Source organism: Citrobacter sp. Ce006 (genome assembly GCF_030336535.1).
GTDB classification, from domain to species: Bacteria; Pseudomonadota; Gammaproteobacteria; order Enterobacterales; family Enterobacteriaceae; genus Citrobacter; species Citrobacter europaeus.
Window position 1 is genome coordinate 122,387 of the sequence record NZ_JAOWDO010000070.1, and the last position, 15,052, is coordinate 137,438.

13 protein-coding genes are annotated in these 15,052 nt (G+C 51.6%); 8 read left to right on the forward strand and 5 right to left on the reverse strand.

Annotated features, from left to right (window positions below):
* Window positions 1–128: 128 nt before the first annotated feature.
* Together yjbE and pgi are read right to left on the reverse strand one after the other, a co-directional pair.
* Window positions 129–371, reverse strand: a complete 243-nt coding sequence (gene yjbE, locus OGV94_RS13130; RefSeq protein WP_043018063.1) for an exopolysaccharide production protein YjbE — start codon at window positions 369–371, stop codon at window positions 129–131.
* Window positions 372–841: 470 nt separating this feature from the next.
* On the reverse strand, window positions 842–2,488 hold the full coding sequence (gene pgi, locus OGV94_RS13135) for a glucose-6-phosphate isomerase (protein ID WP_286523525.1): 1,647 nt from the start codon (window positions 2,486–2,488) through the stop codon (window positions 842–844).
* Between the two features lie 436 nt (window positions 2,489–2,924).
* On the opposite strand from pgi, the gene lysC reads away from it, so the two are divergent.
* A complete protein-coding gene (lysC, locus tag OGV94_RS13140) occupies window positions 2,925–4,274 on the forward strand; it encodes a lysine-sensitive aspartokinase 3 (protein WP_193145827.1) in 1,350 nt (449 codons plus the stop codon).
* Between the two features lie 42 nt (window positions 4,275–4,316).
* On the opposite strand, the gene OGV94_RS13145 is transcribed toward lysC, so the two are convergent.
* The gene (locus OGV94_RS13145; RefSeq protein ID WP_087050430.1) at window positions 4,317–5,102 is read right to left on the reverse strand and encodes a nucleotidyltransferase domain-containing protein; all 786 of its coding nucleotides are present in this window, start codon (window positions 5,100–5,102) and stop codon (window positions 4,317–4,319) included.
* 5 nt (window positions 5,103–5,107) lie between these two features.
* Entirely contained in the window at window positions 5,108–6,235 is a 1,128-nt protein-coding gene (locus OGV94_RS13150) for a slipin family protein (protein WP_286523527.1), read from the reverse strand.
* A 451-nt stretch (window positions 6,236–6,686) separates the two neighbouring features.
* On the opposite strand from OGV94_RS13150, the gene rtcR reads away from it, so the two are divergent.
* The 7 genes from rtcR (at window position 6,687) to OGV94_RS13185 (ending at window position 13,986) form a co-directional block, all read left to right on the forward strand.
* Entirely contained in the window at window positions 6,687–8,267 is a 1,581-nt protein-coding gene (rtcR, locus tag OGV94_RS13155; protein ID WP_286523529.1) for an RNA repair transcriptional activator RtcR, read from the forward strand.
* A gap of 110 nt (window positions 8,268–8,377) precedes the next feature.
* A complete protein-coding gene (gene panS / locus OGV94_RS13160) occupies window positions 8,378–9,316 on the forward strand; it encodes a ketopantoate/pantoate/pantothenate transporter PanS (protein ID WP_043018056.1) in 939 nt (312 codons plus the stop codon).
* Between the two features lie 243 nt (window positions 9,317–9,559).
* Window positions 9,560–11,146, forward strand: a complete 1,587-nt coding sequence (locus OGV94_RS13165) for a PTS sugar transporter (protein ID WP_075145364.1) — start codon at window positions 9,560–9,562, stop codon at window positions 11,144–11,146.
* 27 nt (window positions 11,147–11,173) lie between these two features.
* On the forward strand, window positions 11,174–12,013 hold the full coding sequence (locus OGV94_RS13170; protein WP_032942081.1) for a beta/alpha barrel domain-containing protein: 840 nt from the start codon (window positions 11,174–11,176) through the stop codon (window positions 12,011–12,013).
* An 18-nt stretch (window positions 12,014–12,031) separates the two neighbouring features.
* Window positions 12,032–12,895 (forward strand): Cof-type HAD-IIB family hydrolase, encoded by an 864-nt coding sequence (locus tag OGV94_RS13175; protein ID WP_286523530.1) that lies wholly within the window; start codon window positions 12,032–12,034, stop codon window positions 12,893–12,895.
* The gene (locus tag OGV94_RS13180) at window positions 12,882–13,640 is read left to right on the forward strand and encodes a DeoR/GlpR family DNA-binding transcription regulator (protein WP_032942078.1); all 759 of its coding nucleotides are present in this window, start codon (window positions 12,882–12,884) and stop codon (window positions 13,638–13,640) included. Before OGV94_RS13175 ends, OGV94_RS13180 begins: the two co-directional genes overlap by 14 nt.
* A gap of 73 nt (window positions 13,641–13,713) precedes the next feature.
* On the forward strand, window positions 13,714–13,986 hold the full coding sequence (locus OGV94_RS13185) for a YjbD family protein (RefSeq protein WP_003826541.1): 273 nt from the start codon (window positions 13,714–13,716) through the stop codon (window positions 13,984–13,986).
* On the opposite strand, the gene rluF is transcribed toward OGV94_RS13185, so the two are convergent.
* Window positions 13,983–14,858 (reverse strand): 23S rRNA pseudouridine(2604) synthase RluF, encoded by an 876-nt coding sequence (gene rluF, locus OGV94_RS13190; RefSeq protein ID WP_008786901.1) that lies wholly within the window; start codon window positions 14,856–14,858, stop codon window positions 13,983–13,985. The two genes, OGV94_RS13185 and rluF, sit on opposite strands and share 4 nt — an antisense overlap.
* Window positions 14,859–15,052: the final 194 nt, after the last annotated feature.

Genomic DNA, 15,052 nt, shown 5'->3' on the forward strand with positions numbered 1-15,052 from the left:
CATACTTCACGTTGCAGATGCGTTAGCTACGTTCACTCACCCCGGTCACATAGCTATCTATGTTCCCGGGGACTCACTCACTTGCCGCCTTCCTGCAACGCGAATTATTTAGGGGCTACGTACCGGTATTACTGGGTACTGGTGGTTGTTGTGGTGGTGGTTCCGGTATTAGAACCATCGCCGCCACCGGTCGCAGCCAGGGCAACCCCCACCGCAGAACTTACGGTGCTCACGCTGGTTGCGGAGGAACTTCCTGCCGAAACCGACGCGGCAGCCGACCCTGCAGCCTCACCCACCTCAACGGGGGCGGCATAGACAGAAGTCGCCGCAAGCGCAGATATAGCCCAAAGGCCATACAGAACTTTTTTCATCACAAATTCCCTTCATTGTATGAATGGAGATTTACCCAAAAGAATTTCGGGCGAGATCGAGTATACACAAGCCAAAGTGTGCAAATTACGCCATACGGGAATTTAGGATAATTAGTCAACAAGCGAGATAACGATTAATAAAATAAAATAACATCCATTTAATCAATCAGTTAAAATATAAATATAGAAAACGCAATATCCGGTAAATCCGAAAACACCAGATATTGAACAACATTTAGGAAATTATTTTAGGATTAAGCTCAATTAAGTAATGAAGATAAAACGTAGATATCCTGGAGCAATCTTATAAAAAAAGCCGATATTAATATCGGCTTTTTTATAAGCAATCTGCAAATTCATTCGAATTGCAGCAAGGCGGCAAGATCGTTAATCCCCGGGAGCATAGATAGCTATGTGACCGGGGTTAACGAACGCAGCCAACACCGCTGCGGTTCGAAGGAAGAAGCAGATTAACGCCAGGACTTATAACGGTTAATCAAACCGTTGGTAGAACTGTCGTGGCTGCTCACTTCGGAACCATCTTTCAGCTCTGGCAGAATGCGGTTTGCCAGCTGTTTGCCCAGCTCAACGCCCCACTGGTCAAAGGTGAAGATGTTCAGGATGGCGCCCTGAGTGAAGATTTTGTGCTCATACAGTGCAATCAGCGCCCCCAGGCTGAACGGCGTGATTTCACGCAGCAGAATGGAGTTAGTTGGACGATTGCCTTCGAACACTTTGAACAGCACAACGTGGTCCAGCGTTGCCGGATCTTTACCCTGGTCGCGATATTCCTGCTCAACGACTTCACGAGATTTACCAAAGGCCAGCGCTTCGGTTTGCGCGAAGAAGTTAGACAGCAGTTTCGGATGGTGATCTGACAGCGGGTTATGGGTGATTGCCGGCGCGATGAAATCGCACGGAACCATTTTGGTGCCCTGGTGGATCAACTGGTAGAACGCATGCTGGCCGTTAGTACCCGGCTCACCCCAGATGATTGGGCCAGTCTGGTAGTCTACAGCATTGCCGTTACGGTCAACATATTTACCGTTGGATTCCATATTGCCCTGCTGGAAGTAGGCCGCGAAACGGTGCATATACTGGTCGTACGGCAGAATCGCTTCGGTTTCGGCACCGAAGAAGTTGTTGTACCAGATACCGATCAGCGCCAGCAGCACTGGCAGGTTTTTCTCAGCCGGCGTGGTGGAGAAGTGTTTGTCCATTGCGTGGGCGCCGGAGAGCAGCTCAACAAAGTTGTCGAAGCCTACGGACAAGATGATAGACAGACCGATAGCAGACCACAGGGAGTAACGACCGCCAACCCAGTCCCAGAACTCGAACATATTCGCGGTATCAATACCGAACTCGCCAACCGCTTTACCGTTAGTGGAGAGCGCAGCGAAGTGTTTGGCAACGTGCTTGTTGTCGCCTGCGGTAGCCAGGAACCAGTCGCGTGCGCTGTGGGCGTTGGTCATGGTTTCCTGGGTGGTGAAGGTTTTGGAAGCGACCAGGAACAGCGTGGTTTCCGGGTTCACTTTCTTCAGCACTTCAGCAATGTGCGTCCCATCGACGTTAGACACAAAGTGCATGTTCAGATGGTTTTTATACGGACGCAGCGCTTCGGTCACCATGAACGGACCGAGGTCAGAACCGCCGATACCGATGTTTACTACATCAGTGATGGCTTTACCGGTATAGCCTTTCCAGCTTCCGGAGATGATCGCTTCAGAGAAGGATTTCATCTTCTCCAGCACCGCGTTCACTTCCGGCATGACATCTTTGCCGTCAACGATGATTGGCGTATTGCTACGGTTGCGCAGCGCCACGTGCAGCACGGCACGATCTTCGGTGCGGTTGATTTTCTCACCGGAGAACATGGACTTGATGGCGCCTGCCAAATCGGTCTCTTTCGCCAGATCCTGCAGTTTAGCCAGCGTCTCTTCAGTGATGCGGTTTTTGGAGAAATCCACCAGCATCAGATCGTCAAACGTCGCGGAAAACTTAGTGAAGCGATCGCTATCTTTCGCGAACAGATCCGCGATAGTAACGTCTTTCATTTCTTCAAAGTGTTTTTGTAGTGCCTGCCAGGCTGAGGTCTGCGTTGGATTGATGTTTTTCATTAGCAATACTCTTCTGATTTTGAGAATTGTGACTGAGATCGATTGTAACGCCAGTCACAGAAAAGTGTGATTGTTTTAATGCCATTGCCAGGGCATCCGCCAAACGTGGCTAAAAAGTATAGCGGTTATCAGCGTTGTTATTAGTACCGTTACTCAACGCAGTTGCAGCATGAAAAATCCGCATAATCCCAGCGTTGACAGTACAAGCCATGCCTTTTATTTATATACATAAAGTCATTCGATATGCGTCAAGGCGGCAAACCTGAGAATCCACAGGAGCTTACTGAAGTAAGTGACTGTGGTGAGCAGGTGCAGCCAACGAAGAGGCAGATTGAAGGACGAAATGTAATACGGTATTTGCATTTGCGCCTGCACCGGTTTCTGTTCTGCCTTATGTGCCATGGTCGCTCTATTCATTCCCTGACACGAGGTAGTTATGACTGATGTAGTTGTCTCCAAGTTTGGCGGTACCAGCGTGGCGGATTTTGATGCCATGAATCGTAGCGCTGATGTAGTGCTTTCTGATGCTAATGTCCGTGTAGTGGTACTTTCCGCTTCCGCGGGAATCACCAACCTGCTGGTCGCACTGGCTGAAGGGCTGGAGCCAACCGAGCGCTTCGAAAAACTCGATGCCATTCGTCAAATTCAGTTCAATATTCTGGAACGCCTGCGTTATCCAAACGTGATCCGGGAAGAGATCGAACGTCTGCTGGAAAACATCACCACACTGGCAGAAGCGGCGTCACTGGCGACCTCAACCGCACTGACCGACGAACTGGTCAGCCACGGTGAACTGATGTCTACCCTGCTGTTCGTCGAGATCCTGCGTGAACGCAACGTGCAGGCGCAGTGGTTTGACGTACGTAAAGTGATGCGCACCAACGATCGTTTTGGCCGCGCAGAACCTGACGTCGCGGCGCTGGCTGAACTGGCAACGCTCCAGTTGGCACCGCGTCTGAGCGAAGGTCTGGTAATTACTCAGGGTTTTATTGGCAGTGAAGGCAAAGGCCGCACCACCACGTTGGGGCGCGGCGGGAGCGATTATACGGCCGCCCTGCTGGCCGAAGCGCTGCATGCCACACGCGTCGATATCTGGACCGATGTTCCGGGCATTTACACGACCGATCCACGCGTTGTTCCGGCGGCGCAGCGTATTGATGAAATCGCCTTTGAAGAGGCCGCGGAAATGGCGACCTTTGGCGCGAAAGTGCTGCACCCGGCAACCCTGTTGCCAGCCGTACGTAGCGATATCCCGGTGTTTGTGGGCTCCAGTAAGGATCCAAAAGCAGGCGGTACGCTGGTCTGCAATAAAACCGCGAATCCACCTCTGTTCCGGGCTCTGGCGCTGCGCCGTAAGCAAACGCTGGTAACGCTGCATAGCCTGAATATGCTGCACTCTCGTGGCTTTTTAGCGGAAGTTTTCGGTATTCTGGCACGCCATAACATCTCGGTAGATTTAATTACCACATCCGAAGTCAGCGTGGCGCTGACGCTGGATACCACCGGTTCGACCTCCACCGGGGATACACTGTTAACACAGTCTCTGCTGATGGAACTGTCTGCCCTGTGTCGGGTTGAAGTGGAAGAAGGCCTGGCGCTGGTGGCGCTGATTGGCAACGACCTGTCCAAAGCCTGTGGCGTGGGTAAAGAGGTGTTCGGCGTACTGGAGCCGTTCAACATCCGCATGATTTGCTACGGCGCGTCCAGCCATAACCTGTGCTTCCTGGTGCCTGGTACCGAAGCCGAACAGGTGGTACAGAAGCTGCACCATAATTTGTTTGAGTGAGTAGATGCCAACGCCCGATGGCTCTTGTACCATCGGGCGTTTTCACCGCATCACCGTTTCATATAACAATCTGTCCAGTTCTCTGACATCACCCTCCCGGCTATCCGGTAACGTCGGCGGAATCTCTCCTCTTTTCAGTTCGGCGCGGATAAACGCATGCAACAGTGGGCGGCGCGGACCATACTCCGCTTCTCTCGCGCACTGCTTGCGTTCCAGCAGTTCATCAATTTCCTGACGCAACGGCGCATCCAGTTCACTTCCCGCCAGCAGGTCGGCAAAACGCATCGGTGGTACACCTTTCCCCGCTTCGACCCACCGCACAGCCAGCAGCGGGCGCAGAACATAGAAGTATTTTTTCAGCCGTACGTCGTCACCCTGCAGATAGCCACGGAAGTTTTTCCGCGCCATCGAATAGTAGTGCCAACGAGCACGTAGCGGAGAAAACCATTTAGGCACCAACGCTTTCAGCGCTGACACGGTCACTTCATCCTGCTGATAGACCACTGGAGAATCCAGCCACTCGATAAGCGTAGGGTTTGCGCCTTTCAGTAATCCCAGCGCCTTGCGCCATTCCCAGCCGCAGACGTCCAGCTCATCATCTATCGGCAACTCGATAACATCTCGTGGCGCCTCGACCCGCAGATACCACTCGGGCGGATGAACATAGATAAATCGCACGTCATAGTCGCTGTCCGGCGAGGCAAATCCCCAGCCGCGGCTGCCGGATTCACAGGCATACAGCACCCTGACGCCATAGCGCTGCTCTACCTCTTTTAGCTGGCGCAATACCCTTTCGCGCATCGCGCCGTCCACTGTGTTGTAGCTCATTATTCTTATCCTTTTATGTTCACAAGGCCGTGCAGTACCTGGTCGAGGCCACCAAACACCGAGATTTTATCGATACGTTCAGCAACTCTTTCGAGGGTTTCCAGCTCTTTTAAGCGCAGCGCCACCGGGTTGTTTTCCATTACTTTCGCAGTATTCAACAGCGATCGCGTTGCGGCAGTCTCTTCACGACGGCGGATAACGTTGGCCTGAGCGGATTTCTCAGCTTCAACCAGTTGGGACAAAATGGCTTTCATATCTCCCGGCAGGACAATATCTTTCACGCCGAGCGAAGCCACCTCAATACCAAACGGCGTCATTCGGGCTTTCACCTGTGCGCTCACCACCTCATCGATCACCTGCTTATCTTCCAGCAGTTCGTCCAGCGTGCGCGTTCCCACCGCTTCACGCAGCGCAAACTGTAACTCGCGGTAAAGGTGGTCCAGCGGTTTGGTCAGTTGACCAAAAGCCTGCAACACATCGCTATAACGCCAGTTTGCGGCCAGATTTAATCGCAGATTGACCTTATCTTTGGTCAGGATCTCTTGCCCGCCGACCTCCAGCACCTGTAAACGGGTATCAACAACTTCAGCTTCAATCAGATGGTTTATCTTCCAGTATGCGGTCAAACCCGGCGGTAACAGCGCCTGGGTTTCGCCATCAATTTTCAGCACACCAACGTGCCACGCAGGAACTTGCACCGTTAAGATGGCTTCACGACCTTTCACCGTATCGTTACGTCGTGGCTGTAATACCGCATTCATCACCCCAACCGGTACCAAAACCTGACGAGTATCCATGCGAACCAGCGTCAGCGCTTCCTCTGCACGCCAGTACAGACGGCGCGTGGCAGGTGGGCAGATCTCCTGTAAAACACCGTTGACATACAACGCTCCGGCTTCGGTATCCGTCGTATCAACAACCAGGCAGTAACGCTCTACCCATGCAGGCTGGAAGCGACGCAAATACTCCGCCAGCGCTTGCGGTACCTCGCTACCATCCCTATTAACGATCAGCACTTCAGGGGCGTTAAACCACGGCAAGCGGTGCTGCCCAGACTCCAGCGTCTGATAGTAATCGCCCTCGCGGGATAAAAGACCTAACTGCCCTTTTTGTATCGTGATTTTCTTAGCCATTTTATTATTCCTTTATGTTGTTCAGGTGCGGGTGCAGGGGCGAAGCGGCAGGGGAATTCCCTTTTGCCTGTCGCACGGCATCTTTACCGGCAGCCTGTTCTGGAGCGTGCTAACTGCGCATCGCTCCGTTTTATTTCTATGATTAACAACCAGTTTTCATTCGGAGGATGAAATTGGGAATCGAACCCACTGTGTGTCATCGGCTGACGGAACACTTCTGGAAAACAGCCTGTACCGTTCCTGACGTGCCGGCGAGGTTTAACCCCCTGCGTTTTCAGCGTGATTGACGTAAGAGTTATTGCCAGAAGCGTGCCAAAAAGAAAAATACGTGAATTAAATTTTTAACTAATTGATTAACAATCATTTTATTTTACGCACTTAGATTAAAGATTGCCGTGGCGAAGATATTTTCTTATCTTTTTATATCGACATTTATCTTTGTGGATAAACCATGAAAAAGAGACGGGTAGTCATTGGTGTACTGGGTACGGTGCTGGACAAGCGCGGTAAACGCGCTAATCGATTTAAAAAGTGGCGACCCACGGTTGGATTGTGCCAACAGCCTGATCTCCCTGTCGACAGACTGGAACTGCTGCACCAGCCACGCGATGAGAGCATGGCGCAAAGGTTGATTGAAGACGTCGCGCTGCTCTCACCAGATACCGAAGTACGCCCACATGCCGTGACTATTAACGACCCCTGGGATTTTGAAGAGGTCTACGCCGCCTTTCTCGACTTCGCCACCCACTACAGCTTTGATACGGAAAACGAAGAGTATCTGGTGCACATCACCACCGGGACGCACGTCGCGCAGATCTGCTGGTTTCTGCTGACGGAAGCCCGCTACCTGCCCGCCAGCCTGCTACAAACCAGCCCGGCACCAGCCGGTTCATCGGACGAAGCCGTCGCCGCTGGCGTCTGCTCGGTTATCGATCTCGATTTGAGCCGCTATGCCACGCTCACCAGTCGTTTTCAGCGCGAACAGCAACAGTCTGTCTCCTTTCTGAAGGACGGGATTGATACGCGCAACGCCACCTTCAATAAACTGATCGATCGCATTGAGCGTGTAGCATTACGTTCGACCGACCCGATCCTGCTCACCGGCCCCACCGGCGCGGGTAAATCCTTCCTGGCGAAACGTATTTTTCAGCTACGCCAGTCGAGGCATCTGGTGGCAGGGAAACTGGTCGCCGTCAACTGCGCAACCCTGCGTGGCGACAATGCGATGTCTACGTTGTTCGGTCACGTGAAAGGGGCGTTTACCGGCGCACTCACGGCGCGCAGCGGACTGCTGCGTGAAGCGGATGGCGGCGTGCTGTTCCTTGATGAGATAGCCGAGTTAGGGCTGGACGAGCAGGCCATGCTGCTAAAAGCGATAGAGGAAAAAACCTTTTTCCCGTTTGGATCGGACAAAGAAGTACACAGCGATTTTCAACTGATAGCCGGAACCCATCGCGACATGCAGCAATGGGTCGCTGAAGGCCGTTTTCGTGAAGATCTCTATGCACGTATCAATATGTGGAGCTTCGCCCTGCCCGGTCTGGCGCAGCGGCGGGAAGATATCGCCCCGAACATCGAGTATGAGCTACACCGTTTTTCCAGCCGTAAACAGATGCAGATCCGTTTCGACAAAGAGGCTCGCGTTTGTTATCTGGCATTTGCCTGTTCCCCACAGGCGCAGTGGCGCGGCAATTTTCGCGAGCTAAGTTCATCCATCGCGCGAATGGCGACACTTGCCGAACAGGGGCGCATCACCTTATCCCTTGTCGAAGAAGAAATTGCGCTGTTAAAGGAGAGTTGGCAGATTGTCGCTTCGCAACCTGAACTGAACATGGACATAGACCTGTTCGATCGCCGCCAGTTAGAAACGGTGCTGGAAGTGTGCCGCCGCAGCGCGTCGCTGTCGGAGGCGGGGCGCGAACTGTTTGCCGTCTCACGGCAGAAGAAAGCCAATCCTAACGATGCAGACCGCCTGCGCAAATATCTCGCCCGCTTCGGACTGAGCTGGGAAAACGTTCGCAGCGGAACATAAACATAATTTGTTTGAATAATATTTCATCACGCGATAAACAATAACTATAGCCGGGCTCGAACCCGGCTTTTTATAACAACACAACACATTTCAATCGCAAGGAATATAACATGCTCGCTACTCTCACGCGGCTGTTCCCGTTATGGGCGCTGCTGCTCTCTGTGATTGCGTATTACACGCCCACCACCTTTACGCCTGTCGGGCCATTCGTGCCGTCGTTACTGATGCTGATCATGTTCGGCATGGGCGTTCACCTGAAGGTGGACGACTTTAAACGCGTACTCTCACGTCCAGCCCCCGTCGCGGCGGGTATTTTCCTGCACTATCTGGTGATGCCGCTCGCCGCATGGATTTTAGCGCTGGCATTTAACATGCCGCCGGAATTATCCGCAGGGATGGTGCTGGTCGGTAGCGTCGCCAGCGGAACGGCATCAAACGTCATGATCTATCTGGCAAAAGGCGATGTGGCGCTCTCTGTGACTATTTCATCGGTTTCAACGCTGGTCGGCGTTGTCGCCACACCACTGCTGACACGGCTGTATGTCGACGCGCATATCCAGGTCGATGTGATGGGTATGTTGCTGAGTATCCTGCAGATCGTGGTCATTCCGATTGCGTTGGGATTGGTCATTCACCACCTGTTCCCACGCGTCGTAAAAGCCGTGGAACCCTATCTGCCCGCATTTTCTATGGTGTGCATTCTGGCAATCATCAGCGCCGTCGTGGCGGGTTCTGCCTCGCACATTGCGTCGGTCGGCTTTGTGGTGATTATCGCCGTAATCCTGCATAACACCATTGGCCTGCTCGGCGGCTACTGGGGCGGAAAACTGTTTGGTTTCGACGAGTCAACCTGCCGGACGTTGGCTATCGAAGTGGGCATGCAGAATTCGGGACTTGCCGCTGCGCTGGGCAAGATCTACTTTGGCCCGCTTGCCGCCCTGCCCGGCGCGTTGTTCTCCGTCTGGCATAACCTTTCCGGTTCGCTGCTGGCAGGCTACTGGTCCGGCAAGCCGATTGAAGAGAAACCACACGCAGTAAAACAACACTAATCTTCATAAATGGAGGAGGCATCCTCCATTTCTCCCTACCTGCATTTGAACCCCATCACAAAACAACAAATATCAACACAAAACAAAATAATTATTTAATTGTTATATTTCAATTAAATATATAAATAAACCAGTTTCAAACCCCAAATTAATCATTTTTAGAATGTTGATTTAGTTTGTTTTAATTGGGAATATGATTCCACTACAACACAGATAAACCCTTACCCTATCTTCGAGGCCGCTATGAAAAAAATTGCGATTATTGGAAGCAGTGGAGGCAACCTCTACAACCTGGGTGGTGCTGAACCCGAAAAGCTACTCCAGGAAATTTACCAGCAGTGCGAAGCCGCAGGTGTGGAAGTTGCCGCTGTGCAGTTCATTGCGGCAGAGGCCTCAATGGACGCTGCCAAACCTCACACGCCAGCGTCTGTATTTGCACTAACCACAGAAAACCAACAAAAACCACAAAGGATATTTAAGGGCAAACTTTCAGAAGTGAACGACTCGGTAGTTGAGAGCGATTTCAGGATTGCTGAGATGATCCGTAACGGTGAGATCGACGGGATCATTGTGATGAGCGCCGATCCGGTGAAGGCCAACCAGGCTGTCTTTGCCGCCGCTGTTGAGATGAAAACACCGATTGTTGGCACCGGCGGAACCTCAATGGCGCTAGTGGCGGCAAAAGGGGCAAATGTCGTCGCAACCTCGGGCACGACGGGAACCACCAGCCGAACCCGCGCAGTCTCCTTCATCGCATCACTGTGTAAGCACTGGGGCGTTAAATATAAACCACAGTTGGGCAGCGCTTCTCCTTCACAGGGCGGTTCTGGAAAAAGCCTGCTTAAGCGCTTCAATATTCGCAGCATTATGATCCCTGCGCTGCCGGGCTTTATCGCCATGGCAATCGTGCTCGCACTCAGTCACATTCCGGGCCTGGAAAAACTCAACGATATCTTTGAAATTCTACTGAAGGGCCTGCCGGTTTTAGTTGCGGTTCTCGCAGCAAAACAGATTTCGGAACTGGATGAAGTCTCAATTGTTGCTGGGGTGGTCGCCGGAGTACTTTCCGTCGAAGGCGGTCTGATTGGAGGGATCATCGGTGGTTTGATGGCCGGGATTTTCGTTCGTTGGCTGTTTGAATTATGCCTGAATTGGCGCTTTCCGATGACCACCGTCAACATTGTAGCGGGTGGGATCTCGGGCCTGGCCGCTGGGTTAATCATGCACTATCTGCTGAGTCCGCTGGCGCTGTCAGCAGGTAATTACATCAAACTGGCTATCGAAAGCACACTGGCCTTCAGCCCTATTCTTGCCGGCCTGCTGGCTGGGTTGGTTATCTGGCCAGCTATTCTGGGGGGAGTCTATCACGCAGTCATTCTGCCGCTGGTGCTCCTGGAAATGGAAAAATCCGGTGTCAGCTTCCTCGGTGCTGTCGATATGGTGGGCCTGGTGATGGTTGCTGCAGGTATCAACCTGGCTAACGTCATCGCACCACGAGAAAAAAGCGAAGCAGCCGTCGCGACGCCCGGCCTGCTTATCAACCTCGGCTTTGGGACCTTCGTTGAATCGGCCTATCCGTTCATGTTTGCCAACAAAATTGTCTTTGGTTCAGCGATCGTTTGGGCCGGTCTGGGCGGCATGATGCTGGGTTTCTTTAACGTCAAAGGCGTGGCTTATGTCCCTGCATTTGCCTCTCCGTTCTTATCCAGCAATGCGCTGCAAATGGCGATTGTGATGGTTACCGTCATGGGCCTGACCTGTATTTCCACCATTATTGCCAACCGTTTTAAGGCTGTCGCACAGAAAGAATCTACCGCGTCAGCCCATTAATTAATGCACCAACACCAGAGGTACACCATGTTTAAAGGCGATATGAATAAAAAACGCGCTAAAGCGTTACAGAAAGTGAAAGATGCCATCACGCTGCACGGCGGGCAAACCATCCTCAGCACAGGGATAACCGGCGACGATGCGCGTCTGGCAAAAGCAGTATGTGAGGCGGGCGTTAAGCTGCTCGAACCGAACCATCCCGCACTGGCGTTAGCGCGTGGGCATAAGGGGGTGAGCAACATGCACGCGGCGGAACAAATCCGCCACGAAATTACTAACAGCCAGATGGCCGAAGCAGTACATGGCGTACGTAATGTGGTCCCTGACGATATCTTCATTACCGTCGGTATCGCAGGTGGCTTTACCGAAACGTTACCAGTCCCGCTCACGGAAACAGAGATACTGGAGATTGCCCGTGCTGGTGCCGATGGCTTACACACCCATAAATCCGACTGGGACGATCTACAGGACATCGTTAATCTCGCCCATCAGTATGGCCTGACCGTTGATGCTTATATTGGTCACCCGGATGACCTGCATACCTTCGGTATTCCTGCGCGCACTCCGGAAGAGGTCGCCAGCGTAGCAAAACGGATGCAGGAAATTGGCGTCGACATGATTGGTTTAATGACCGGTATGAGCTACGAAGGCGTAGCCGCAGGTGATATTCCGCAAGCCATTAAAGATCGCCTGTGGGCACTGGTCGGCGCGGTAAGCGTGCCGACGCTGGCGGAAGGCGGAATTAACCTCGCCAATGCCAAAGCGTTTAAGGATACCGGGGTCAATATTCTGGTCGTCGGTACGGCAATCGACAATATGGTCTGCAACGCCGCCAAAGAGGCTGTCACACCGTTTATTGCGCATTGATATTAAGGGAAAAGAAGCATGTTACTGGTCACCGATCTGGATGGAACACTACTGACTTCGCAAAAGACAATCAGTCCACGCACACGTCAGGCACTCATTGATTTCCACCAGCGCGGTGGCCTGCTGGCCGCTTGTTCTGCCAGACCGGTCTCCTCTATGATACGCCTGCTACAGCAGCAGCAGGTTGATGCACTGTTTGGTTGGTGCGCAGGCTTCAACGGAGGTCAGATTCTCGAGATGGCGCAGCAGCGCAATATCCATACTGCAGCGCTCTCTTATATGAATCTTCGGGATATTGACCGACATATTGCGCTTTCCCTCTGTCCTCATCACTTTTTTAGCGCCGATGCTATTTATCATCGTTGCGACCAACAGGTAGCGCCATGGACAACTTATGAAGCCCGTTTATTTGAATTACCACTTATTTCGGCAGCACCTGGAAATATTTTAAACCGGCATGATATTTATAAAATCACACTCGTTACTGAGCAGTTAAAAATAAATGCACTGTTTGCAGAAGTGAATAATAAATTACCTTATGGCTATACAGCGACTATCACTGGGGAGAATTACATTGACATCCAACGTAGCGAAATAAATAAAGGTTATGCTATTAGCATGTTAATGCGCCAGTTAAATATAACAGCAGAAAAGGTTGCGGCGATTGGCGACCAGCAAAACGATATCAGTATGTTTTCCGCCGCCGGCATTGGTATTGCAATGGGGAATGCGCCAGAGGCAGTAAAACAACAAGCCAGCTATGTGACGGCCTCTAATGATGATGAGGGTATTGTCTGTGCGTTGGAGTGGTTGCGTTGCTCTGCACATCCAGTTACCATGCGCCAAAGCACGACGTTGGCGGAAAATAATGAACCCGATTAAAAGAAGAAAACATATCCTCGATGAATTAAATAAATTCGGTGAAGTGACGGTTATCAAATTATCGGAAACGCTAAAAGTCACATCAGAGACCATTCGCCGCGATCTCTCCATCCTGGAGTCTGAAGGGCAAATTACCAAGATTCACGGTGGAGCCGTCAAGAAGCAGGTTGTTCAGGAAGATGAATTTGGCGCGCGGATTGATATACACCGCGAAGAAAAAATGGCAATTGGTAAACTTGCCGCCGGGATGGTCAGCGAGCACGACACTCTATTCATTGATTCCTGCACAACCAATCTTATTCTGGCCGAACAATTACCTCCTCTGGCCTATTCCGTTATTACTAATTCAGCCTTGATTGCCGATAAAATCAAAGAACATAATCTCAAAGCGCGCGTTTATGTATTAGGTGGTGAATATGACTACCATTTCCGCGCCAATCTCGGCGTCTCCGTTTGTCAGCAAATAAACACTATTCACGCAGATATCTGCTTCATCGGCGCGGGTGGTATTTCACCTCAACATGGTGTGCTGGTGAAAAGCTTCGATGAAGCCTATGTTGCCAAATCAATGATTGCTATGAGTAAAAAGTCGGTAATTCTTGCCGACCATACAAAATTTGGCCAGGACGGTGTGATGTGTATCGCCACATTAAAAGAGATCGATAACATCATCACAGACAAGCGATTCAGAACAACGGGCTATACACAGCAGGACTTTGCCGGAAAATTACGTATTGCTGAATAATACAATACATGACGCTATCAGCAGGTTCTGGATTACCGTACACTGAGGATATCGGCTAACAGAGGGCACCCATATGGCACTCCCCCGCATTACCCAAAAAGAGATGACCGAACGCGAACAGCGTGAACTGAAAACGCTGCTCGACCGCGCGCGCATTGCGCATGGTCGCCTGCTGACCAACGCAGAAACCAACAGCATCAAGAAAGAGTACATCGATAAACTGATGGCCTTGCGCGAAGCGGAAGCGAAAAAAGCCCGCCAGTTGAAGAAAAAGCAGGCTTATAAACCGGATGCGGAAGCATCGTTTTCCTGGTCAGCAAATACGCCAACGCGCGGCAGACGTTAACGCCCTTTCTTCTTACGCCCCGGCGAGGTAAAACGCTTACCGTTTGCCGCCGGGCGCGATTTCTCTTTCTCCGCCGATTTTTCGATTTTCACTACCGGGCGCTTAATGCCTGCGGTTTTGGGCTTCGCTTTCGCCTTCGGTTTGGCTTCTGAGGACGAGTTCTCAATCAGCTTGAACAGATCGATCAGTTCGTCATCCGTCAGGTCGCGCCATTCACCCAGCGGCAGACCGGACAAACCAACGTTCATGATACGCGTACGCTCAAGTTTGGTAACTTCATAGCCAAAGTGTTCGCACATACGACGGATCTGACGGTTCAGCCCCTGAATCAGCGTAATGCGAAACACAAACGGCGCTTCTTTCTTCACCTTACATTTTTTGGTGACGGTGCCGAGGATTGGCACACCGGCCCCCATCCCACGGATAAAATCATCAGTGACCGGCTTATCTACCGTCACCAGATACTCTTTTTCGTGATCGTTACCGGCACGCAGGATTTTATTCACCAGGTCGCCGTGGTTGGTCAGAAAGATAAGTCCCTGAGAATCTTTGTCCAGACGACCGATTGGGAACACGCGCTTGCTGTGATTGACGAAATCAACAATGTTGTCGCGCTCGCTGTCTTCGGTGGTGCTGACAATCCCTACCGGCTTATTCAGCGCGATAAAAACCAGATCTTCCGCTTCACGCGGCTCAATCAACCGACCATTTACTTTTACGACGTCGCCAGGCATCACCTGATCGCCAATGGTGGCGCGTTTGCCATTCAGGAAGACATTCCCTTGTTCGATAAAGCGATCCGCCTCGCGACGCGAGCAGATTCCGCTTTCACTGATGTATTTGTTTAATCGGATAGATGAGTCGGGCAGCATAGTTTCTCCTGTATACACTTCATCCTTCAAGCTGTCTCTGCGTTGGCTGCCCTCACTCACCCAGGTCGCATAGCAATCTATGCTCCCAGGGATTCGCTACCTTGCCGCCTTGGTACAACTTGAATGACTTTGTGTATTAAAAGCGAAATATACCCTACCTTGTGGGCGATAAAAAATAATCGTGTTCGAATGCC